The 23,412-nt window shown below is 44.4% G+C and carries 18 protein-coding genes and 2 pseudogenes; 7 read left to right on the top strand and 13 right to left on the bottom strand.

The genetic code is table 11. The features are described 5' to 3' along the window. Positions 1-133: 133 nt before the first annotated feature. From QZ918_RS01280 to QZ918_RS01260, 5 genes are all read right to left on the bottom strand, one after another. Positions 134-694 (bottom strand): REP-associated tyrosine transposase, encoded by a 561-nt coding sequence (locus tag QZ918_RS01280; protein ID WP_293330096.1) that lies wholly within the window; start codon positions 692-694, stop codon positions 134-136. Between the two features lie 295 nt (positions 695-989). Further along, complete coding sequence (locus QZ918_RS01275) at positions 990-2,186, bottom strand: hypothetical protein (protein ID WP_293330094.1); 1,197 nt, start codon at positions 2,184-2,186, stop codon at positions 990-992. A gap of 13 nt (positions 2,187-2,199) precedes the next feature. Beyond that, on the bottom strand, positions 2,200-4,068 hold the full coding sequence (locus tag QZ918_RS01270; protein WP_293330092.1) for a CHAT domain-containing tetratricopeptide repeat protein: 1,869 nt from the start codon (positions 4,066-4,068) through the stop codon (positions 2,200-2,202). A 31-nt stretch (positions 4,069-4,099) separates the two neighbouring features. After that, positions 4,100-5,209 (bottom strand): DUF1822 family protein, encoded by a 1,110-nt coding sequence (locus tag QZ918_RS01265; RefSeq protein ID WP_293330090.1) that lies wholly within the window; start codon positions 5,207-5,209, stop codon positions 4,100-4,102. A 61-nt stretch (positions 5,210-5,270) separates the two neighbouring features. Beyond that, positions 5,271-6,014: a hypothetical protein gene (locus QZ918_RS01260; protein WP_293330088.1), complete on the bottom strand. Its 744-nt coding sequence runs from the start codon at positions 6,012-6,014 to the stop codon at positions 5,271-5,273. A 923-nt stretch (positions 6,015-6,937) separates the two neighbouring features. On the opposite strand from QZ918_RS01260, the pseudogene QZ918_RS33035 reads away from it, so the two are divergent. Beyond that, a pseudogene (locus tag QZ918_RS33035) lies at positions 6,938-7,120 on the top strand (DUF6753 family protein); the annotation flags it as partial. Between the two features lie 7 nt (positions 7,121-7,127). Continuing rightward, positions 7,128-7,541: a hypothetical protein gene (locus QZ918_RS01255; RefSeq protein ID WP_293330086.1), complete on the top strand. Its 414-nt coding sequence runs from the start codon at positions 7,128-7,130 to the stop codon at positions 7,539-7,541. On the opposite strand, the gene QZ918_RS01250 is transcribed toward QZ918_RS01255, so the two are convergent. Continuing rightward, positions 7,538-11,242 carry a CHAT domain-containing protein gene (locus QZ918_RS01250; protein WP_293330084.1) on the bottom strand — a complete coding sequence of 1,235 codons (3,705 nt, stop codon included), beginning with the start codon at positions 11,240-11,242 and terminating at the stop codon, positions 7,538-7,540. The two genes, QZ918_RS01255 and QZ918_RS01250, sit on opposite strands and share 4 nt — an antisense overlap. Before the next feature lie 307 nt (positions 11,243-11,549). Between QZ918_RS01250 and QZ918_RS33030 the strand changes: the two are divergent. The 3 genes and pseudogenes from QZ918_RS33030 to QZ918_RS01235 form a co-directional block, all read left to right on the top strand. After that, positions 11,550-11,828 (top strand): annotated as a pseudogene (locus QZ918_RS33030) (calcium-binding protein); the annotation flags it as partial. A gap of 45 nt (positions 11,829-11,873) precedes the next feature. Beyond that, positions 11,874-12,098, top strand: a complete 225-nt coding sequence (locus QZ918_RS01240; protein WP_293330080.1) for a hypothetical protein — start codon at positions 11,874-11,876, stop codon at positions 12,096-12,098. Between the two features lie 734 nt (positions 12,099-12,832). Beyond that, positions 12,833-14,740 (top strand): calcium-binding protein, encoded by a 1,908-nt coding sequence (locus tag QZ918_RS01235; protein ID WP_293330240.1) that lies wholly within the window; start codon positions 12,833-12,835, stop codon positions 14,738-14,740. A 213-nt stretch (positions 14,741-14,953) separates the two neighbouring features. Here QZ918_RS01235 and QZ918_RS01230 read toward each other — a convergent pair whose 3' ends face one another. The 7 genes from QZ918_RS01230 to QZ918_RS01200 all read right to left on the bottom strand — a co-directional run bounded on the left by QZ918_RS01230 (position 14,954) and on the right by QZ918_RS01200 (position 19,905). After that, a complete protein-coding gene (locus tag QZ918_RS01230) occupies positions 14,954-17,032 on the bottom strand; it encodes a hypothetical protein (RefSeq protein ID WP_293330078.1) in 2,079 nt (692 codons plus the stop codon). 72 nt (positions 17,033-17,104) lie between these two features. Beyond that, positions 17,105-17,560, bottom strand: a complete 456-nt coding sequence (locus tag QZ918_RS01225) for a hypothetical protein (protein WP_293330076.1) — start codon at positions 17,558-17,560, stop codon at positions 17,105-17,107. 145 nt (positions 17,561-17,705) lie between these two features. After that, a complete protein-coding gene (locus QZ918_RS01220) occupies positions 17,706-18,023 on the bottom strand; it encodes a type II toxin-antitoxin system VapC family toxin (protein ID WP_293330074.1) in 318 nt (105 codons plus the stop codon). A gap of 40 nt (positions 18,024-18,063) precedes the next feature. Continuing rightward, complete coding sequence (locus tag QZ918_RS01215) at positions 18,064-18,453, bottom strand: hypothetical protein (RefSeq protein ID WP_293330072.1); 390 nt, start codon at positions 18,451-18,453, stop codon at positions 18,064-18,066. After that, the gene (locus tag QZ918_RS01210) at positions 18,450-19,019 is read right to left on the bottom strand and encodes a hypothetical protein (protein ID WP_293330070.1); all 570 of its coding nucleotides are present in this window, start codon (positions 19,017-19,019) and stop codon (positions 18,450-18,452) included. Before QZ918_RS01210 ends, QZ918_RS01215 begins: the two co-directional genes overlap by 4 nt. Positions 19,020-19,162: 143 nt before the next feature. Further along, entirely contained in the window at positions 19,163-19,501 is a 339-nt protein-coding gene (locus QZ918_RS01205) for a XisI protein (RefSeq protein WP_293330068.1), read from the bottom strand. Then, positions 19,486-19,905 carry an element excision factor XisH family protein gene (locus QZ918_RS01200; protein WP_293330066.1) on the bottom strand — a complete coding sequence of 140 codons (420 nt, stop codon included), beginning with the start codon at positions 19,903-19,905 and terminating at the stop codon, positions 19,486-19,488. The genes QZ918_RS01205 and QZ918_RS01200 overlap by 16 nt, the downstream gene beginning before the upstream one ends. Positions 19,906-19,919: 14 nt before the next feature. Between QZ918_RS01200 and QZ918_RS01195 the strand changes: the two genes are divergently transcribed. Both QZ918_RS01195 and QZ918_RS01190 read left to right on the top strand, forming a co-directional pair. Further along, positions 19,920-20,042, top strand: coding sequence for a hypothetical protein (locus QZ918_RS01195; protein ID WP_293330064.1), 123 nt, complete (start codon positions 19,920-19,922; stop codon positions 20,040-20,042). A gap of 600 nt (positions 20,043-20,642) precedes the next feature. After that, positions 20,643-23,042 (top strand): DUF1254 domain-containing protein, encoded by a 2,400-nt coding sequence (locus tag QZ918_RS01190; RefSeq protein ID WP_293330062.1) that lies wholly within the window; start codon positions 20,643-20,645, stop codon positions 23,040-23,042. Positions 23,043-23,412: the final 370 nt, after the last annotated feature.

Here is a 23,412-nt window from a genome sequence, read left to right as displayed (position 1 = left end):
AAATTAAGAATACATTGAATTTAACCCTGTGGCGGGGATGTTTTTGGGGCTTATTTGTTGGGTGGGGGCGGGTTTTTGAGATTGTTTGTGGGTGACAAATTCGTTGGCGAACCCGCCCCTACGAATTCTCTTTTTAAGATCGTAAATTCATCAACAATAAATTTTTGCTGTCTAATTTAATATTGATTCTCTGGGAATTGGAAAACTTTTTAGATGGGTACATTTCATCCGTTTCCCACTTATACGGATTGTTGATAATATATTGCTGAATTTTGGCAAATGTTGTCTCATCGCGAATAATATGTTCGTAATAACCCCTTTGCCATACCTGGATTCCTGAAACACGGCGCAGTTGATTGATCCGACTGGAAGAAAATGTTTTAAAGCCTCTCACAATTTCGGATAACCCATGACGTTTATCCTGATTTTTTATGATGATGATTCCATGAATATGATTCGGCATAATGACAAAAGAATCTAATTCTATATGAGGATATACTGTCTTGAGATTAAACCAATTAAATTTTACCACTTCACCGTAACGGCTTAATAGCATATTTTGTTCTTCAATGTCACCTAATAAACACTGACGTTGCCAAATACAAATTGTCACAAAATATGCACCAGGTTGGCTGTAATCGTATCCTGGTAGACGAATAGAACGGCGATGATGAATATTAGGATTGTATTTCATATTTTTTGTAAATCAATACAATATCGAATATTATATCACCATCCTGTAGGGGCGGGTTCGCCGAAATATATGACACCAAACGACAATTATAAAAACCCGCCCCCACCCCACCCAGAAATTAAGAATACATTGAATTTAACCAGGTGGCGGGGATGTTTTTGGGGGTTATTCGTTGGGCGGGGGCGGGTTTATAACGATTGTTTGTGAGTGACAAAATCCCTGGCGAACCCGCCCCTACGAATTTGGGTTATTGCGACATCGCAAATTCAGCAACGATCAACGTCATATCCCGTGACTATTTCCTCTCTTCTCTTCTTTGCACATCTTGCAACTGCTTCTCTATTTTTTCTACCATCTCCACATCTCCCAAAGTTTGATATCCCTCTTTTGCCAACTTCAAATACTGCATTGCTTCCAGATTCTCCCTCATAGATGAATGGACTTCTCCCAAACCGTAATGTGCCTCAGTTAGCTCTTCGATATCGTCTGGTTTTGCTCTACTAATCGCCTTTAAATAGTAGAATTTAGCCTGCGGCATCAGTTGCGATCGCCCTTGATACATTTCTCCCAACGTGCGGTAGATGGGTGCTGTCTCAAATCCCTCTGCTGGTAAGCTTTCTAGGATTTCTATTGCTTCGGCAGTCAAGTTGGCGCTACGATATATTTGTACGATCGCCAATTTCTGACTCGCTGCATTCGGTACTTGTTGCTCGATCGTCCGTACAGCCTCCTTAACTCCTTCAACCTCCTTCTCATCCAGCAATCGAAACTCTGTATCCCCCTCTAGCAGAGGACTTTCCGAAGAAACCCCCGTATTCGCCTCCACAATCAACCTGTATTTAAAACCCGGTTTCAGCGCCGGTTCCCCCGGATACATCGCCTCTGTACCGTTAACTGTCATTTCCCAATTTAACTTGGCTTTATTTTCGAGAATGCTCAACTTATAGCTAGTCGCACCCGCAACCGGATTCCAGCGCAAAATTGGCTTGTTTCCCAACAATTTCGTCCGCCTCGGACTGATTATATAAGGAATTGGCGCATTGTTCCAAACAATTTGATCGTCGCCGCGATCGGGACATCTAATTAAATTTTTATTGCACTCATCCTTCGACTTTTCGCTAGCCAACAAACAGGTATTTAATTGATTTTCACCCGCTTTAATTGACTTAATCCCTAAATCTGCACATTGAATCGTAATTTGTCCGTTTTGTGAAGTTTGCAGTTTGTCACCCGGATAAATTGGCGTACCCGCACTGGGACGAATATTTCTCCCATCTTGACGCTGTAACTGCACTTCGCCGCTAATATTCAGGATTTGTCCGTTGGGTATTCTTGTCGTTGCTGCGATTGCTGGGGAAATTATCGGGTTGTTGGCGGATATTTTGGATGAATTGCTGTCAATTCCAAAGTGGGGATGAGGCAAAATATCGATCGCAATTAACGTAAATGCGATCGCGCTTGCACCCATAACAACTGTCGTCTGTTTTTTCATTAACTTTTTCCTATTATTTTATTGGTAAGCGTTCCTTTGCCATTTGGATACATTCGTCTTGTTCTGGTATGCTGGAATTGGCAGATTTTAGTGTTTGTTGCCAATGTATGAGTGCTGCTTGTGGTTTTCCTTTAGCTTCGAGTACCTGGGCTAAAAGGCATTGAGCTTCTGGAGTCTGATTGCTGAGAGATATTGCTTTTCTTAAGTCGGTTTCCGCTACGTCGTATCGATTTTGCTTCAAGCGCAGCCAGCCGCGATTCTTGAAACAAGCTGATTTCACTCCATCCTGTTTAGCTGTTTGAAGGCAAAGTGCGATCGCTTTTAATACCTCTTCAGGTTTATTTTCCAGCAAGAAGGATTTGGATATTTGAGCGTGAGCTTCTGGAAGTCCCCGCCAGACTGCATTTTGCATTGATTCTCGCTCGCATTTGCGATCGCTTAATTCTCTACAAAGTTCGGATAAGTTATAGGAAGACTCGCCGTTAGCAGGATTGATTGATGCAGCTAGATTGTATGAAGCTTTCGCGATTAAAAATTGATGGTTGCGGTGGTTTTGTATCCCAAATGTGTTGATCGCAGATGCCAGATGCGGGCCGATGAGTGGATAGCCGATCGCCAAACCGGCTAAACTGATGCTGGTACGCTGCATAAATTTAGTTGGAATCGTAAATTGCAGTTGGTTTGGGCGATTTGCTACGGGATAGCTTGGTTTAACTGGGGTTACATCATCTGTCAGTACAGCAAAAGGGCGATCGCAATTTAATTCTAATAATTTTAATCCCTCAAAAGTTGGATGCTGGCAAAGCATTGGTATGCTACTAGCGCCGGGGAATTGATGTTCGTAGCGTAGCAAATCATTCTTAGCTTTTCGTACTGCTAAACATAGAGGTTCTTTGAGAGCTAAATATCTAAACAAAGACTTCACAAATTCCTGAGCAATAAAATCCGGGATTGGTGCCCGCATCACAATCACTGATGGCAAAGAAATACCTTCTGTGACTAAATCTGCTGCTATACCCATGCTCGAACAAGAATTGAAAATGAGTAATTCCAATCCTTTGAAAATAGCTTGTTTGAGACCTTCTTTGAAGTCTTGTAAAGTGACAGCATTGTCTGTAACTTGTTGATTTATATATAGCAATCCGTTGGCACCATTGATATCGCTATCGCTGTGCCCCGCATAAAATAAAACTTGCCAGCCTTTTTCATCAAATAACTGGTTGCGTAACTCTTGGGAAGTTGGTTCCTCAAGAAATTGTAAGTCGCAGCTATCGCCCAGATATTTGGTGATTTCCGCTGTATCTTTGCTGACATCAATTCCCTGGCTGTTACCTAAAACACATAAAATTCTGCCTCGCGAATCTAGAGGTATTCCCCCTATCATTGCCTGTTGGGGAGTTTTTTTATATTCAGGGGAACTGCCGATAATTTCACAGTTATTGTAGTCTTGGCGAAATTGCCACACATCCCAAGGTAACTGCCAAATCTCAGAATTATTGCATTCTAAAAATATTTCAACTAACTCGTCTCGATTGCTAATTTCTGTTCGCAGTTTTACCTCTATTTTTCTGTAAAACTCATCGGCACTCAACCAATTGTTCATCTCTTTTCTCAAACCTTCATAGATAATATTAGGCTTGTCTTCAGAGATATTTGTTTTACCTGCCGGCTTGATTTTGATTCGAGAACTGCTTCTGTGATGTTGGGTAGCGCGACAGCTAACTTTCCACCTTTTGTGCAACTCGTCAACCTCCGGTGCTGGTAGCAAGCTTCCTAAATATTGAGCGACAGTTTCTCCTTGTTTTTTTAACTCCGCTGTCACGCAAGAAAAACCTTGTTTAAAATCCCCCGACCCCAAAGCCAAGATAACTGTACTGCTCATAAATTCGATGTCATTGCAGTTAATCAAAGTATCATACCACAAAATTTTCTGTTATGGTACAATCATCTAAAGCTACTCGAATAGTAAAGCTTTCTTCTGGGTCTACGTAGAAATCGTTGAGCAAAATGCACTTGTTCTGAACAGTTGATTTTACTTCATGTAAATTTTCTCCTACATCAGAGATTAAGGACAATTTAATATTGTTTGGCAAGTAACGATCGCCGATCGCCGGATATAATTGGACGTGAACTCTGATTGTGCGATCGCTATCTTCGGCAATCCCCACCAACAACGCAACAGTTGTCCTACCCAAACGCATTCCCAAATCAATCAACTTTGCCCGCATCACATCCGCTTCGGGAAACATATCGATACTGCTTTGATGTCCGCGTGAAGTATCTTCCGATCTAGAATTTCCACCACTTCGGAAGACAAAAGTTGGGTTTTCATCTGGAAAAATGAGTTCTTCTAAATTTTGTTTCCCTTCCTCAAATTTCTGCCAGTTGGTTTGTGCAACATTCTTTAACCAATTGCGTAAATTAGATTTGACCGGATTTTCTATCTCAGTCGGTTCAGTCTCCGGCTGCGGATCGAATATCGATTCCACAGACTCCCAATTCGATGTAAATATATTCTCCAACCACTGACGCAGATCGACTTTAGATTCATAGATTGTTTCAAGATGAAGCAAGAAGTCATCCAGAGAATGTAAATCTCTCAATACTAATTCACCTGAATCCGCCGTCGGAGAAAATCCCAGCAATCTTGCTTCATGTTCATCCTCATCAATTTCTACTACAATATAACCCAGCCGTTCCTCCCTAGCTTCGGGAGGGACGCGACATATTTCAGGTAAACTTGTAGCGAGATTTTCTCCCTGTTTGTGTTCGGCCTTAATTGGACGGCACTCAATTTTGCCCAAACCTTTTATATATAAATCTGCCACATTCTCAAACAGGCGAATTACTGGATTCCAGCTATCGCATTGAGTTAAATCAGTTTCAATATCTAATATTTTTAAATAATCGGCAACCACCAACACAGCCAAAGTGTTCAGATAAATCTGTTCTACTTTTTGCGGGTGTTGGTGTTCGCCAGCAAATTGCCATGCTAGATGAATTGCCTTTTGGGTAATTGGCATTGGCAATGATTGGGTTGTAGTAGTATTGTTCTTCATTTCCCGATTTTAACTCCTTGTATGATTAATAGCCACTGTCTTCTCGAAATTGTTGCAAATGAGGCCGACATTTCTTTCGGTAAAAGCTATATATTGTAGGATAAGCACACCCAAACTCCGTTGCTATTGTGGTAAAATCTTTACCAGATACCCTGCTTCTCAATATAACTTGACAAGTCAGATCTTTCCGCCCTCGAATGTACTCGTTTAAAATCCCATCAGGATTAGTTTCGATCCAACTTTTGAGGTGTTCGATTAATTGAATACATTCGACTGTATGACTGTCATCCTCCGCAGGTAAAGCCTCGATGCGATCGATCGCACTTCCGTCTGCTAAAACAAGTTCTCGATCGTCTCTCCTGCTATTTTCTCGATCGACTCTGATCGCCCAATTTTGCAGCCGTCGCTTCAAATAATAATTGAACCAAGTTATGACATTAGCCCGATCGCGATCGTACTGAGTGCCGGTGCGGGATTCGCACAAATTGCTATAAAAAAACTTCCACTGTTCTTGCAAAGCATCTTCATAGTAAGGTACCTTGTCCTTCCAGATCAGACCCGAGTTTGTCATTTTAGTCACAAGCTGATTCAACAAACGTTTTAGCTTCCAAGGGTTCGAGGCCTCCTCCCTAATGAGGGTGACAAGACTGTCTAACTCTTGATAGAGAAGTTTGCGATCGCAATTTTGAGATTTTCCTGAGCCCCCAACAGGATCGGAGTCGTCGGATAAGTGGTCTTCCCCCTCAGAGGGGTGGGATCGATCGTTCATAGTTAAGTGCGATCGCAACTTTGTTTCTACATTTACTTATCAGGACAAGTAGAGTAATTTTTTGCGAAATTCTAAAACTTTTTGGGGCGGATGGTTGAAAGTATTGCTGTGCGGTGGATTGGGCGATTAAATTAGATGTGAATTTTTGTAAAAGTTGACGCGGTAAAACCAAAGAAACCGGGTTTTTACGGATTTTTTTGACTGCGACGAAGTTTCCGCAAAAAAACCCGGTTTCTGGGCACGCGTAAGCTTGGGTTCGGTGCGTCATATCAATTCCGGCTGCGCCGGAACAATATAGAGGAGACGGCAGTGCCGTGTCCCTACCGCAATCAATTGTAGGGACACCGCACTGCCGTCTCCTCCGTCTTCTCTTAAATCGAAAATCGTAGCTGACGCACCCTACAGATAAAAACTACTTAAAACATCGATCGCCCTTAAAATCCCCAAACACCCATCTTTCGGTACTTTCACCCAGTTTTCGCGAAACTTTGCCAAAAAAACTTGAGAATGTTGCATAAAACTACCGAGCTCACCCTGATAAATAAATAGGAACAACAAAAAGGCAACGAGCTCAAACCTCAAACCCCGAAAACACCCGTTGTTCCGTACTTTCACCCAGTTTTCGCAAAACTTTCAAAAAAAACTTGAGAGTTTTGCATAAAAACACCGAGCTCACCCTGATAAGTAGGTGTAAGGAAATTACGAAGTTCGTAGGCGTAAGCCGGGGCGTAGCCATCGCACTTGTTGAGATTTATTCAAAAGTGCGATCGGCCGTAACTTCCCGATCGAAATCCGAACCAAATTCCCAAGGGATATGGGAAAGGGGTTCTTCCGATATTGGTTTAGTCTATTTCCACGGTTGCATTTATTGAGTCGATTTGAGTCAGGAGCGGGCGGAGGCTTTGCATTAGGCCAATAGCGCTGAGGGAAAGTTTGCCCGCAGGCTGATGAAGTGGAATTCGGATAGCCTGACTAATCTAGAATGTAAAAAGGATGTTCAGCCTCTGGGGGTAACTCTCGAAGTTGCGGGCAGGCCAGCTACTTCGGGGTTCTGTACTGTATGGGTTGAACCACCAGATCAGCATAAGTTTAGGAATGTACGTTAGGATAATTATGTTTTCTGAAAAAATTGTTACACCAGAACAAATTGCTTTATATCGGGAACAAGTAGCAGATAATCAAGAAGCACTAGCTGCTCTTGATGTAATTGAAGAGTGGGATGGCGATTTAGCAGATGCGGCTGAATCAATAGCGAAGCGAAATAATATTGAGGGCGTAGAAACCAATGCTGATTTGCGTTGGTTTTCTCAGAAGCTTAAAGAATGTCATCAATTTATTTGTCAACCCAAGTATGAAAACTTGAGAGATAAATATGTATCTACATTAATACCTGTTTTAACTGAGTTTTTAGCTGGGAGTTTGGGTTGTCCTCCAGGAGTGGCAGGATTAATTGCTACTCCATTTGCTCTTTACATTGGAGAAGAAAAGATGGATAAATTTTGTCAATCATTTAATGGACAACCTTAAATCCCGATCGCGACAAAAGCCGACCAATAATATGGATTAGCAAAGGGTAATGGTTGACGATTGAGGCTTAGACTTTCAGATAAAGAGTCCTTAAATTTGTTGCGATCGCGTTTGGGTGAGTTTTTAAATGCTTCCTCAACTAAGTTTTGAAATTGGGGAGAACTTTGGATTCTCGCCCACTTTTTATGAGTTAATGTCTTTAACCACTTCTGAGTTTTATTGAGAGAAATTGCGACATCTCCTGTTTTGATTTGCGGTAGTTGTTTGAGGTTGTGGTAAAATTTGACCATTAATAGAGTTGTGGCGATCGGATCGACACTCCAAAGAGTGCTGACAATACTAGGACTACCTGCATACAAAAAGCCACTAGGTAAGCCAATATATTCATCGCTGATGCTATGGGGATCTGTCATGCCACTTTCGCAAGCAGAAAAAGTGACGAGGCGACATTGGTTCAGGTAGAGTTTTTCAAACACTTCACCTAATGTCAATTTAGCTTCTTCTTTTCCTAATTTACCTTCTGGATTGGCAAGAAGTAGGGCAGATTCTAGCGGAGATTTATGATGAAATTCCCCATGACAAGAGAAGTGCAGGCAATGAGAGGAACGAATTTGTTCCATAAGTTGATATAAATTTGCTTCTGTTGCTTCTGCTTCTTTCAGAATAATGCTGTGCTGCGGATCGAAGTTTTGGTGAATTTTATCAATTTCCAGTTGAGAACCAAGTAAAGGTCTAGCAGGTTGTCTGGTAGGATTTTGAATAGCAAATAAGCGGGTAAAATCAGGTCGATGCTGCTCTTGGTCTTTTGCTTGTTTCAGTAATTGGCAACTGGGGGCATAACCTACACCTTTAGGGAAGCGTTCAAGCAGCAATTTACCGTCAGCTAGGGGTAAAGCATGAAGGGGAAATAGATGCAAGTAGCGATGGGGAATAAGAATCAGGCGTTTACATTTAGCCCCGCTTTGAGAAAAGCATTTATCAATACTGGAAAGAATGTCATCAATATGCAGAATCTCAGCAAGATTTTGGAGCCTAGAAGCTAAATTATTAATCCATTCGATCTTTTGGTTTTGGTAGGAATCCCGATACTTGTGATCCCAATTTTCCAAAGCTGTCATATCTTCAGAAGCAACAACCATAGGATGGGGATGATGGCGGGTGATAATGAAAGTTAGAATCTGACTGTCCGTGATGTACCATTCAACAATAGCGGTGTTTTCATCGGTGAGGGATTGAATATCGCTGAAGGGGATGGGTTGAACTTTTTGGGTGAAGGCAAAGCTAGAGTCTATTTGGTTGATTTTTGCTAGTATTTTATCAAGTTTTTGTTGCAATTGAGTTAAACTTTGTTGCCGTTGTTCTATCTCATTGCGATATCTTTTTTCGGATTCTGAACTGCTAATGAGTATTTCTATTTCTCGCTGTTTGGCTGGAATCTGCCGTCGCAGTTGTTCGAGTTGGTGACAATGAGTTGGGTAAATTTCTGAGTATGGGTAAAAGTCGCGTTTGGGGTATATATCTTTGTTAGCTAACAGTTCTACAAGGTTGCGGGCTTTGCTGCGTTCGACATATTCTATAGCTTGGTTGTAGTATTGTGGCTGATATTTTGCTATTTCTAAGCAAACTTCAATCATATTTTGATACAGAATATTCCATTGTTCAGCTAGTTTTTTCTTATCTTCTTCTACCCCAGAACCAGAGACTATCTCAACCCGTAAAGATTCTACTGTGCTAATAGCAGCGGCATAGGCATTGTAAGCGTTGTAAAACCGTCGGTATTTTTGGTAACTAAGACCAAGAGCGAATTGAGTTTTTGCATGATTTTCGGGGAAGGCTTCGCGGGTGTGTACCTCCAAGCTTCCTTGGAAACAGTCGATTGCTGTTTCCAAGTTCTCTGGCTTTTCCCCCTGGATTCGGTAAAGGTAGCTCAAACCAAGATTATTTTTGGTAATAGCCCATTGTCTGGGAAAATCATTGCATATGTACACTTCTAAGGCTCTATCGTAACATCGAATAGCAGATTCTATATTATTTCCCTTCTCATCCCGAATACTGTAAAAATAAGCGAGACCCAGATTGTTTTGGGTCTCTGCCCATTGTTCTGGGAAGGTATCACGAGTACATACTTCTAAGACATCTAAGAAACAGCGGATAGCAGTTTCCAAATTCTCTGCTCTTTCCTCTCTGATACGCTCACAATAGGTAGTACCCAGATTGTTTTGAGTCATAGCCCAGTCTTGAGGAAAAGCATCACGTGTGTATACCTGTAAAGCATCTGAGAAATATCTAATTGCAGCTTCCAAATTTTCTGCCCTCTCCCCTCGGATGCGATCGCTGTAGACAATGGCGAGATTGTTTTGCGTCATAGCCCATTTTTCAGGAAAAGCATCACGTGTGTATACCTCCAAAGCATCTAAGAAACAGCGGATGGCGGTTTCCAAATTTTCGGCTCTTTCTCCACAAATGCGGTTAAGATAGATATTGCCCTGGTTATTTTGAATATTTGCCCATCTTTCCGAAAAGACTTCGCGCTTGTGTACTTTCAAAGCATCTGAAAAACAGTGGATTGATGTTTCCAAATTCTTTGATATTTCGCCTTGGATGCGATCGCTGTAAGCATTACCCAAATTATTTTGGGTTTCTGCCCACTCATTAGGAAAGTTTGAGAATGTGCGTACCTCCAAAGCAGCACAGAAATATTCAATTGCTTTTTCTAAGTTTTGTTTCCTTTCCCCCTGGATGCGGTCGCTGTAAACATTGCCCAGATTGTGTTGTACCATCGCCCACTCATAAGGGAAGCTTGAGGAAGTGTATACCTCCAAGGAAGCTAAAAAATACTGAATTGCCAGTTCCAAATTCTCAGCCTTCTCTCCCCAAATGCGCTCAAGGTAAGCTGTACCCAAATTGAGTTGAGTCATCGCCCAGTCAGAGGAATAGTCTAAATAAGTGTAAACTTTCAGAGCAGCGGTGTAATGGTGAATAGCGATTTCTAAATTCTCTGCCTTTTCCCCCTGGATGCGTTCACAGTAAGCATTCCCCAAATTGTTTTGGGTCATCGCCCATTCTTCTGGAAAAGCTTCGCAAGTATACACTTCCAACGCATCTAAGAAATGCCTGATAGCCACTTCTACATTTTCTGTTCTATTCTTCCAGATGCGCTCACAGTAAGCATTCCCCAAATTGTTTTGGGTCATCGCCCATTCTTCTGGAAAAGCTTCGCAAGTATACACCTCCAACGCATCTAAGAAATGCCTGATAGCCGCTTCTAAATTTTCTGCTCTCTTCCCCCAGATGCTGTTATAGTAGGTAAGACCCAGATTGTTTTTTATCTCTGCCCATACTTGGGGGTCCGATCCGGGCGTAAAAACTGTGGCAGCAAACTCGTAGCCTATAATAGCAATTTCCAAATTGATAGCCGGGTCGCCTAACGTAAACTCTCGAATTAGGTCACTGAAAATAGCAATATCTATCGCAATACTCTGTATTTCATCAGACTCCTCTTCTTGTAAGATAGCAGTTGTCAAGTTTTGTAAATATTGAGTAAATTTCTCATCCAGTTTCTCTAGCTTGGCTTGCAGAAGTGGGTACACAACTTGTGGGTCGCCCTCACTATCTGAGATTGCTTTCAATACTTGCAATAAGAAGTCAAGTTGAGAGTCGCGATTTGAGAGTGCAACAGAATCGGGAATTGATGATGACAACTTAAGTACCTCACTTATGCTAACGGGCAATATGGATAAAAAATGGTGGTATAGCGATCATCCTTCTCTCTTCACCCTAACCCCAATATTTTTCGCACCTCCTCCTAATACAGTTCGTTGTTGTCGAGTTGTTATAATTTTTAGAGCATCACTAAAAGCATCAGTATATTCAATATGATAACTCAATTATTCTTCTACACCACTCTTGCTAGATTGCTGGGTAATTTTCATAGACTAAATATTGTAACTTAAATCGATCGCGCTCGCCGACTCTTGACCGCTCAAATGAGAGTGATCGCTCCTCTTTATTCACCCTAACCCTAATTTCTTTAGCCTCTACGGTGGCGACGACAAAGACACCCTGTTCGGCCTAGCTGGCAATGACATATTAGAAGGCGGTTCCGGCGATGACTCGCTGCTGGCGGGCGACGGCAACGATACTCTGCTCGGTCAAGCTGACAGCGACACTCTCAACGGCAACAACGGCAATGACATCCTGGAAGGCAATGCCGGAACGGACAGGCTGTTTGGCGAACTCGGCAACGATTCCCTCGATGGCGGTACGGAAAACGATACTCTCGAAGGCTGCGACGGTAACGACTTCCTCGATGGTGGCGCAAATAACGACAGTTTGTTCAGACAAGCCGGCAACGACACGGTTATCGGCAACTGGGGCGATGACATAGTTGACGGCGGTACGGGCAGCGATTTGCTTCAGGGGAACGAAGGGCGCGATCGAATTTACGGACTCGGCGGCAATGACAAACTCTACGGCGAATTCGGCAACGATTTAATCGGTCGTGTTCTAGACCTGTGGATCTGCGATAATGAAGGAGTGCGTTTCCAGGCAGGATAATTGCAATGGTTCTTGAGCCAGTTCTGTGCCCCATCGATTTAGATAAAAACGTAGCGCTTTTGGCGCAGCATGTTGCCTGCCTTCGATCGCACAATTAAAAACCCCCAGCGATTTACTGGGGGCGTCAACGAAGTTTATCGGAGGTTCAACTCCTTGCTGATGCTGGGGGTCTCAAACACCCTTACGGACGAACAATTAATTGAAGTTGAGAAGTTAATATGTCCTTACAGACGAACAATTAGTTGAAGTTGGGAAGTTAATATGTCCTTACGGACGCACGATTAAAAATTTTAGGTTAAAATACTTAGGGGAGATTAATAATGAATGATCTTAATAACTAACTCAGTCTTGATTATCGTGGGTGGTTCCCGGAACACTTTAGGTGCTACCTTGTGCAACATCGGATAGCCTGCGGCTAGCAATGCAGTTACGAGTATGCTTATGATGAATTGCTCAGCGGTGCGTACATAAAACGATTTTTCTGGCTGTTTTGTTTCTGGCTGTTTTGTTTGTGGGTGTTTTGTTAGCATTTTGGTTGCTTGGTTAAGTAACGTTTTTAACCCTTAATGGCTGTTAACCTTGAGGGTCATGCAGCCAAGCAATCTTAATGCATACTTCCTATCATAATTGGCCATTTACGAATCCGTCAAGGGTTTAACCCAAAGAAGTTTCAGAAAGATCGTAATTTGTCAACCCTCTGAGTATAAAAGCTTGATCTAGTTTATCGAGTTAGAATCGATGCAGGTACCGGTGGCGACACCCTGTGGGGCAACGACGGCGACGACGAACTCTACGGCCGCGAAGACCGAGATTTCATCGATGGCGGCCGCGGCAACGACCAAATCCACGGCGGAGACGCAGCCGACACCCTCCTCGGACAAGTCGGAGACGACAACATCGATGGCGGTTCCGGTGGCGACTTGATTTCCGGCAACGACGGCAGTGACAACATCTGGGCCCAAGCAGGCGACGACTCAGTTTACGGCGGCGCTGGCAGCGACAACATTTGGGGCAACGAAGACGACGACCTAATTTTTGGAGAAGCAGGCCAAGACAAAATCGACGGCGGTTCCGGCTACGACACCATCGACGGTGGCGCTGGCAACGACGAACTCTTCGGCGGTACGGGCAACGACCAATTATTGGGAGGCGCGGGCAACGACAAAATTGACGGCAGCATCGATGACGACAAACTGTTCGGAGGTGCTGGCAACGACTTGATATTTGGCAGTCAAGGGCAAGACACGATTTTGGGCGAAGTCGGCGAAGACACCCTCTACGGTGGCGACGAAACCGACATGATGGACGGCGGCGCGAGTAACGACATGGTTTTCGGCGACTCCGGCGACGACACCCTGACAGGCGACTCCGGCGATGACACCCTCACCGGTGGCGGAGGCAACGACTTCATGGGCGGAGGCAACGGCGACGACTTGATGTTCGGCGAATGCAACGACGACACGATGTTGGGAGGCGCTGGTAAGGATACTCTCGACGGCGGTTGCGGCAACGACTTGCTAAGCGGGGAAGCCGGCAGCGACAACCTGTTGGGCAACGAAGGCGATGACAGTCTCGACGGCGGCAGCAGCGATGATACCCTCGATGGCGGTGGTGGCAACGACTTCTTAAACGGTAACAGCGGCAACGACAGCCTCAATGGTAATGATGGCGATGACAGTCTCTACGGCGGCGAAGGAAACAACGTGCTCAAGGGCGCAAACGGTCAAGATACCTTGATTGGAGGCAGTAGTTCCGACATATTTGTACTAGCGCCAAGTTCGGGACTGGATCATGTATTCTACTTCCAGGGCGATCGCGATTACCTCGGACTAACACAAGACCTCACCTTTGACCAATTACAAATCGTTCAAGGCGGCGAGAATTACACCAACGATGCTTTGATTAGCATCGCAGGCACCGGCGAACATTTGGCTTGGTTGAAAGATACTCAAGCCAAAACAGTTGACAGTTCTCGCTTTGTCTCCATCACTCCCGGAGGCGCGCTTCCGGCAGCTTTCAATACACCATTGAATATCGATATTTTGACTGGTCAACCAGTTAATAGCGACGATATTTTAGCATCCTTTGGAAGCGGTTCTAGCACTAGCTTATCCAGCGCTATTCCTGCATCAATTAGTCTGCCAAACAGCACAACAACTGCACTGATTAGTCTGTCAAACAGCACGGCTACCGCAGCAGCAAGTCTCAGCCTGCCATTGACAACAGGTACGACTCCAGCTACTGCTACTGCACCAATTAGTCTGTCAACTAGCACGACTACGGCAGCAGCAAGTCTCAGTTTGCAACCATTGACAACAGTTACTAATCCAGCTAGTGCAGCAGCAACTTCTGCCAAAACTACCACCAATGACATTTTGCTGAATAGTGGTTCAATTCCAACCATGAACAGTTTTAGTGGTATGGATGATGACATTCTCATCTATGACACAAAGAGCTTGTTAACATCTTTAACTAGCGCTCAAAGTCAGCCAATTCTGCCTTTGCAAGCCGCGAGTTTGAGTAGTGCGATCGATCCTACTGCTAATCCTTTAGGTAATCAAGCTAACCTTTTAGTTAGTGCGAATCCGAGTCCGGTTCAGCTACCAACCAATAGCAATTTAGGTGGCACTCCTGCCAAATAATTGTAGAGTTGGTTGAGTGCGATCGAAATAGATAAAAACCCGGTTTCTTGAAGAAACCGGGTTTTTTGCAGTACCTTCACAAACCTGTATCAGTTGTGCCTCACGATTAACCTCCGGGTTACGTCCACACAGGTAATTTTTGCGGTCTAACGACCAAGATAAGCGGTGGCAGATAACCTTTGGATATCACTACCAAGATCTCAACCGTCCGCTTCATCGACTTGTTAGCCTGCTTGCAACATCGCAGCTAACAAAATATTCTTGCAATAACTTGTGAATGAAACGATAGTGCCCACCAACACGTTGCAAGAAAAGGCGGTCTGTAGAGTAATCAAGAAACCTAGTATAATCCCACGGAATATAGCCCTTGAGATAGAGACAAGCTCGAAGTGTAAAGTGTCTTACAAAGATTACTGATCCACCTATCAGTCCGCCAAGCCAAGCACCTATCAACCCGAAGATGGAACCGAGTGTTACACCAAAGATTAAAGTACCAGAAACACTAAAGATTAAAAAGCACAATAATCCAACTCGAACTGAATTTGTCAATGAGTTCCAAATTCCTTGATTTGATGAAAGTTTCAAATCAATCTCTAGCCCCTTTAAACTCGCTATTAAGCTACTAACCAAGCTAATTACTATTCCAAAAACAAACCCGAATATAACAATATCTAACAATCTAGAAAGAATTGCATCAAATGAACCATAGAATATTCCTAAAACTATAGAGTCACTTATCCGACCCAGCAAACCACTACTCAGACTAACTATTAATCCAATAATTATTCCAAAAAATAACCCAAAAATGAGCGATGCAATGATTGAGTCAAACCACTGCTGCCCTGTTGCCCAGAAAAACCGAGGTTTTTCTGAAGATGTTCCTAAAAACAGGAATGGAATCATGATACTTAAGGTCATTGAAAAAAAATGACCAATACCGAAGACAAAACCCTTATTGATACTAGTTGAAGAAACCATTTCTCCAACAATACTGCTAGATAACCCACCTATCAAACCTAAAACTAGGCCGATGCCTAATACTGGCCAGAAGCTACTTGTGAATTCTTTCCACGACCAACTTAATTTCTCAACAGGTTTCGTCAACTTACCACTATTATCCGCTAGGTACGATGTTAATATTGCAAGCAGAATAGAGAATACTGCGCCCAAATATGTACCGTATGATTCATAGCACAGCGACAGAATTGTTACTAAAGTTGTAATTGGGAAAAGATATAAAGCCAACAGATCTAGAAATCCAACATAAAAGTTTACTGATTCCCTGAGTTCTTCCGTTAGATGTGAAATCTGCATCCTTTCAAGTAGAAACTCTGTTTGAGACTTGTGTTGAAGTTGCTGGGCTAGAATAGTTAACCAATAGGCAGTATTTTGAGCAGATGGACGCTTACGCTCAGAGTATGCGTTACTTTGAAGTTCTCGGTCTAACATTCGCTGTATATAGGCTTCCCATAATATGGAGAGACGCATTTCCGAAGAAGTTGCCTCTCGCAATTGTTTGAAAGATAGCGCATCATATGATAGAACAATAACGTACAGAAAAAGAGGTTTTCTCGCTAAATCCAGTAGAACTTTGTCCTGTTGTAAAACCTCCCATATCTCTTGCTTCTCAATACGAGTAAGGTGATCTTCGATTTGCTTATCTGACATTTCTTGTAAGCAAACAGCTCCACTTAATCGCAATTTATCTGGGTATGCTTCATATTCCTCTTGCCTACTGCATACAACTAGATATGAAGGGCGACACTCACTTTTTAGGAATTTGTTAATTTCACGTACACAATCTGCTTGTTTTCCTGCCTCTACCTCATCTAACCCATCTAGCATTGGTAGTAGTTGTTTTTTTTCAATCCATTCTCTACTGATATCAGCTCTTACGCCATATTTAAAACTCAGTTCTATTTCTAGCCAATCTTTGATTTCTCCTAGGCAATTTTGCCAAGAGGAAAGATTGAAAATTACAGGGATCGGGGCAGTAGGACTGGACTCTGCTTTTTGAGTAAGACTCTGTGTTAAATTCAGCAATACTGTAGTTTTTCCCGAACCTGGCTTACCTAAAATTAGCAAAAGACCTTGAATATCAACGCGCTCAAACACAGATAGAATTGTAGTGTCTGAGGGTAAAGCTTCAGTAGAGCGCTCTCCAACTTTAACATCCACATCGCAAGGTCGCTGCACTTGTTCTGGTTGTAGGCTTTTCTCTAGAGTGATTGCCTCAATGCCACCTAAGGACTGAGTTAAGCGCAGATTTACTTCCCGCTTAACTTCAGTCAAGAGAGCATTTTGACTTCTTTGCCTTTTCTGTGGGGTACTTGCCTTTGTTGGTTCCCGTCCCGACGACTCTAGTCAATCTTGCGGTTGAGTACCAAAATAAAATTTGGCATTTTCTCCCGCCTGAATTACTTGAGATTTAGGATCATTTACCTGCAAACCTTGTCCTCCAAAGATTTGCTGTACGTTCTGGGCATTAATATCGTCAAATTGAATAGCTTGATGTATTTCATTTGCTAATTGCCCAACTTCTCGATTAAAGAGAGAATCAGACTCTAGAACTTTACACAGGTATTCTTTTAGTGTTGCTTGCTCTTTTTCTAATCCGTTAGCTGCTGCTTCTAATAGCTTATCAGTACCTGGCTTACCTCGTAGGCACTTCTCCCAGACAAGCTGCCCTAATTGCTTCACCTTCGCAGGCAATTTCTCAGCCGCCACTTCACCTAGTTTAGAACCAACACCTTCATAAAACTTATCCAAAATCACTTTTGCAATCGGTACTGCTAGGACTAGAGGAATTTGCTCGAGCATAACTTCAACCTATGAGAATAATTTGTAATTTGATTCTAAAATAACGCCTCAGACTTGCTCCGCCAATTCTTGTCAGACTATCTCAAGCTTGAACAGCTACAGCTTCTGCACACTCGAAGTTAGGAATTTTTTAGATATTTTTCTACTATAGCTGGTTTAAGAGTTCTGTGGGGGAGTAAATGGGGAGGTTGCTACCAATGAAGTCTTTCCGATCGCGCGTGACGATCGCATCAAGTCGATCGATCGTCGCGCAGGCGAGTTGGATGCTGTCTTCAAAGTCTTTCAGTCCAAGACTGAGAGCAGTTTCGACGGTTTGGCGATCGACAGCACAAAATCGGAGTCCCGTTAGTAGCCGATGAATGGCAGTAAGGACGATTTCATGACCTTCGGTTTTACGAATGATGTAGAAAATATTGGTGATGGTGGTTGCGGCGATATAGCCTTCTGGCGTTGCCCCGTTCAATTCGATCGAAAAGGGCGATCGCGCTCTTGACCAACAAACACTATTGATTTACCAGTCCTTGCAGTCGATCGAGATCGATATGAATTCCTTGGCGCTTCAGATATTGGCTCAAATTGATCTGGATGAATAAATCCTTGAGTTCTTCAGCAATTTCCAGAGGAGAATTGCCAGATAATGCAGTTGCAATCAAACGTTCTGCGGCTTGTAATTCACCACATTCGATCGCGAGAGATGCTGCGCTGCGGTGGAGGACAGAACGAGTAGGTTCGGCATCAAGAGAGTTAGCTATTAATGCAGCAGCTTGGGTTTCTTTTTCAAAGGCTTGGCGCGTCAATTGGGCAGCCTGTTCTGGAGTTCCCCTCAAACGGGCAACTGCTGCGGCTTCGGCTAAATCCATTGCTTTTTGGTGGAGCGTTTGAATCTGATTCATTGGGATCTGGCTCCTTCAGGGCTATGCTTGGCACTAATGACGGAAATCGGACGGCTGAACTCTACTACAATGATATACGCTGGCAAACCTTGTGCATCAGATACGCGGGTTTGCTCGATTTTCTGCTTGACTCTGGCGTTAATTTGGCTGCGATTGCCTTTACGAATTCCAGAGACTTCCAAGCGTGCCATTCGCTGAAATGGCAATGTGGCGGTTGAATCTTGAATTCCTAACCAGTAGTCAAATCCAGTTCCTTTGCGAGAACGCTCAATGACTGTGAGATTGGTTAATTGAAGAATTAAGAGAAACGCGACTGCATAAGCAGCTTGCTCGGTTGCATATTCTTCATCATTCCAACATCGCCGTGTTTGTTCCGTAACGGGTTGCCAATCTAAGATGAATGTGCTGGAAAATTCTCCCTCGACTTCGAGTGTTACTCCGGGTTGATGAGCTTCATCTGTTAAACAAATCGCACCTGCTTCTGCGAGTGCCGCTCCAAAAGCTGGTGTAATGGCAGGAAGTCCCCGATCGAGGCTCTGTAGGTTTAAGACTTGAATCTGGCTCAAAACGGTTTTGCCCTATAGAAACTAGAGGATCAATTTTACTTTTAATCGCTATGATTTAAGCCGATCGCCCTGCTGGTGAGAAAAAGTAACACGATCTTATCTTGTAAACTTACGTAAATTACCTCGATCGCCACTTTGAACCATCATGCCACAGCAAAACCTGTGTGGTGTCGTATTTTTGGATGGCGAAAGCCTAGCACTATATCTTCTTTAGAAACGCCTGCCGCCATCAGATCGGTGGCTACACCATCCTCTGTATCATCATAGTGAATCCAGACTTTACCATCAATTAAACTGAGGTGAATCGGGGTTGCATGAAGGTATTTATCACCGCTCCAGCCCAGATCTAAAACGAGATACTGCCCTCGTTCATCATCGAGCACAAGTTGACAGGTGTAGCCATCAGGTATGGTGGCACGATATTCAGCCTGACTCTGAAGCACATTCTTAATAATACTTTGGTACGTTAAGCAGGTATCCATTGTACGATCGCCTCACTCTCATCATCAAAAACAATCAATTTAACAATCTGATTTTTGAGTAACACCTGCCCTAATTCTATCGCAAACACACTATTAAAGGTTGGTTGAGAGATAGCCAGATACAGGCTTCGCTCAACCCCCATCTCGTTGAGGATTTGACCGTACAAGATATATTGCCCCAGTGCTTGCTCTAAATCTTTTACATCAGACTTCCCGATAAAGCTCTTGACTTCAATAACAATTTTTTGCATCCCTTTCTCAGCACCGATCGGGCGTTCTGCACCCAAATCGGCCGACAATCGCTTTTTACCAATTTGAAGAGGGAAGGGATCGTGAGTAATTGTCCATCCATCCTTTTGCAAAGCGCGTTTTACAGTGTCATGATAAATATCTTTCGCTGGCACAGAGAATTTAGATTGTGAATATTGCTACTACCAGTATACAGCCGATTTGGCTGTTTTTACTACTACCAACAAAGCTCCAAGAACTGCCTGCACTGAAGCCTGAGTGGTATAATTTCGATCGGCTGCGGAAACGCTGACCCAGATTGGCTGTTTGCTTGAGATTTTGAATATTCCCGCCGTCACGCCAAGCCAGAAGAAATTGAACCTTTACCAACAGCTACAGCAGCTTAAATCATGAACTAGGTGCGTGAGGCTTCAGAAACCGGGTTTCTGCGTAAAATCTCATTAAGATTTGCAAAATCTCAGAGAAACCCGGTTTCTTGGACTAAGCAACGCACCCCAACCTTCATAGACCGGGTTTTTACCAAATTTTTCGACTGCGACGAAGTTTTGGCAAAAAAACCCGGTTTCTGAAACTAAGGTTGGATCGCATTTGTCGGAGAATTCCTGAAGGATTGCCTGTATATATTGAATCTGGATCGCAAGGCTTTTCTGTGGCTATCTGTATCATAACGCACGGACAAGCAGGGCGATCGTACTATCGTTAATACAGTAAATTTATTTTATTTCTCCAAAAGCCACTCTCAACATAATCTGTAACCCAAAAAACCTATTACACCTTAGAATATTAACGATCGCCTAAAGCAAAATTGGATATTTCATCGAAAACATCCAACATACCGCAAGCTCGATCTATTTTTTTGTCATTTTCTCTGTTGTCTAACATCAATCTTACTATGGTAGATTTCTTAAACCTAACTCCGGCAGCCGATGCCTTCCAAATTCCCGCGATCGGACTTGCCAACGGATTGTTAGGTGTTATCGGTTTGGGGGGAAACGATACGATTCAAGGTTCGCCAGTTGCCGATCGCATTTTTGGCAATCGCGGCGCCGATCGACTTTTTGGGCAAGATGGCGCGGATACGATTCGCGGCGGTGCGGGTAGCGACGAACTTGCGGGCAGCCGCGGAAATGACTTGCTAATCGGCGATCGCGGTGACGATTGGCTGCGCGGTGGTACGGGCGATGATGAGTTGCAGGGCGGATTGGGGGCTGATGTCCTCATCGGCGGTTCGGGGCGCGATCGCTTGTTGGGCGGGCCGGGAGCCGATGTGTTTGCGATCGCACCGGATGCAACAGTCCTCACAGTCGATGGTGCCGATCGCATCCTAGATTTTAACCCGCTCGCCGGAGATGCGATCGCACTCACCGATGGCTTGACGGGCGATCGACTGCTTCTGGAAGCCAGCGGCAGCGACACAGTGCTGCGGTTGCGCGATAACAACCGTATTTTGGCTGTAGCAGAGGGAATCAAGCCGGCAGAAATCCGCGATCGCACCGTACCTCTGGCAAGCGCGATCGATAATGTGAGTGTCGGCGCGCGCAATTTAGGCGGGGGAAGTGGTGAAACTCAGGTGACAGGTAGTTTGGGCACGGCCAACCGCCAGGATATTTACCGCCTTGAACTCGATCGCGCCACCACTGTAGATTTGAGCTTAAGCGGTTGGCAAAACGCGGCGGATGTGGACTTAGCTGTATTCCAGGATTTGAACGGAGATGGGGATTTAGAAGCAGATGAAGCGATCGCATCCTCCGAACAAACTAACAGCAATTCCGAGGCAATCCGATCGCTGACGCTAACTCCCGGCGAGTATTTCGTGCGAGTCAAACAACAGCCCGCCAGTCAAATTACCGCTAACTCAATTTTGCAACAGGGCGATCGACCTTCACCAACTTTCCCCGCGGCTGCATACCAATTGACGCTGAATCGGCGATCGGCCTCGGAAGCTGATGCAACTACCGCCAAAACCCAGCGTGACAGCGAAATGCAGGCCTTTGCGACAGGCCTCAAAGCCTATGTTTACGGTTATCCCCTCGTACTGATGGCAACTACCCAAGAAGTCTCCACCGCCGTCACCGCACCGGATGGGGCCGGCCGCGCGCCGATAAATGAGTTCGCCCACGTGCGCCAGTTTCCCAATCCATCATTCAAAGATGTTGTCGCACCGAATGTCGATACTCTCTACTCAACGGCTTGGTTGGATTTAACCAAAGAGCCGATCGTCTTGCAGAGGCCGGATATGACGGGACGCTATTACCTGATGCCGACTCTGGATGGTTGGACGAACGTGTTTGATTCTCCGGGAAATCGGACAACCGGGACTACGGCAGGGGCTGCTGCGATCGTTGGGCCCAACTGGCAGGGAACATTACCCGCCGGTTTGGGTGAAGTGCGATCGCCCACCAATCTAGCTTGGATCGTCGGGCGCACCCGCGTCGATGGCGTTGCCGACATCCCAAATGTAACAGCGATTCAGGACAAATACCGCCTCATACCTTTAAGCAATTGGGCTAGCGGAAATATCCCAACCGCACCTGCAACTGTTCCTGCACCTCCGGGAACAACTCCGCCGCCGCCGGTTCAAGTTGCCGGCTTGTCAGCAGATAGCTTCTATACCAAGCTCAACCAACTGATGAAGAGCAATCCGCCGACAGCAGACGATGCACCTTTGGTAGCGACTTTTGAGCCTTTTGGCTTAGCACCAAGTCAAACATTTGATTTTGATGCCCTATCTTTCGCAGCAGCGCGAGGTTTAGAAAGGGCTGTACCCGCAGCACAAAAAATTATTTCCACAGCGGCTAGCGGTGAAAGCGATGCTGTTGAGGGTTGGACGATTTCTGGCGGTTTGGGCGACTACGGCACGGAATACTTAAAGCGGGCAGTAGTTAGCTTGGTAGGTTTGGGTGCGAATCTCGATGCCGATGCGCTATACCCAACAGCTTACAGCGATCGCGACGGTCAGCCGCTCAACGGTACCAACAAATATGTACTGAGGTTTGGGCCGGGAGAATTTCCACCGAGTCAAGCTTTTTGGTCTGTAACTATGTACGATGGCGATCGCCTGTTGGTAGAAAATAGTTTGAATCGGTATGCTTTGGGCGATCGAGATCCGTTGAAGTACAATGCTGACGGTTCCCTGGATATTTACATCCAAAATGCACCGACAGATGCGGCATTGCAGTCGAATTGGTTGCCGGCGCCCACGGGAGATTTTAACTTGACAATGCGTATTTACTGGCCCGAAGAAGAGGCTCTCAACGGTACTTGGACGCCGCCGGGAGTCCAGCGCGCGTGATATAGAAACCGCCACCGCAGTTAGCACCCAAGTCATACCATGTCCCCTCGATTACCATAATAAAAAAGGTTCGTAGTGAGGACTTTAGTCCTTCTTCTGTCAAGGACTAAAGTCCTCACTACGAACCAAATCGAGCATTGCAATCATTCCTGTTTCCCGATCGTACCGGAATCGATCGATCGTTCCTGCCTGAATTTTTTCAATTAGCACACAAGTCATATCATGTCCCCTCGATTACCATAGTAAAAAAGGTTCGTAGTGAGGACTTTAGTCCTTCTTCTGTCAAGGACTAAAGTCCTCACTACGAACCAAATCGAGCATTGCAATCATTCCTGTTTCCCGATCGTACCGGAATCGATCGATCGTTTCT

It is taken from the genome of Microcoleus sp. CAWBG58, assembly GCF_020883045.1.
Taxonomy (GTDB): Bacteria; Cyanobacteriota; Cyanobacteriia; order Cyanobacteriales; family Microcoleaceae; genus Microcoleus.
This window is presented reverse-complemented; position numbering and strand designations above follow the sequence as displayed.

What these genes read in the sequence shown, in the direction of transcription:
- QZ918_RS01265 (WP_293330090.1), bottom strand. Translation starts at nt 5,209, where the DNA reads ATGCCAATTACCCAAAAGGCAATTCATCTAGCATGGCAATTTGCTGGC.
- QZ918_RS01270 (WP_293330092.1), bottom strand. Translation starts at nt 4,068, where the DNA reads ATGAGCAGTACAGTTATCTTGGCTTTGGGGTCGGGGGATTTTAAACAA.
- QZ918_RS01215 (WP_293330072.1), bottom strand. Translation starts at nt 18,453, where the DNA reads ATGAATCAGATTCAAACGCTCCACCAAAAAGCAATGGATTTAGCCGAA.
- QZ918_RS01255 (WP_293330086.1), top strand. Translation starts at nt 7,128, where the DNA reads ATGTTTTCTGAAAAAATTGTTACACCAGAACAAATTGCTTTATATCGG.
- QZ918_RS01260 (WP_293330088.1), bottom strand. Translation starts at nt 6,014, where the DNA reads ATGAACGATCGATCCCACCCCTCTGAGGGGGAAGACCACTTATCCGAC.
- QZ918_RS01190 (WP_293330062.1), top strand. Translation starts at nt 20,643, where the DNA reads ATGGTAGATTTCTTAAACCTAACTCCGGCAGCCGATGCCTTCCAAATT.
- QZ918_RS01280 (WP_293330096.1), bottom strand. Translation starts at nt 694, where the DNA reads ATGAAATACAATCCTAATATTCATCATCGCCGTTCTATTCGTCTACCA.
- QZ918_RS01225 (WP_293330076.1), bottom strand. Translation starts at nt 17,560, where the DNA reads ATGCTCGAGCAAATTCCTCTAGTCCTAGCAGTACCGATTGCAAAAGTG.
- QZ918_RS01275 (WP_293330094.1), bottom strand. Translation starts at nt 2,186, where the DNA reads ATGAAAAAACAGACGACAGTTGTTATGGGTGCAAGCGCGATCGCATTT.
- QZ918_RS01205 (WP_293330068.1), bottom strand. Translation starts at nt 19,501, where the DNA reads ATGGATACCTGCTTAACGTACCAAAGTATTATTAAGAATGTGCTTCAG.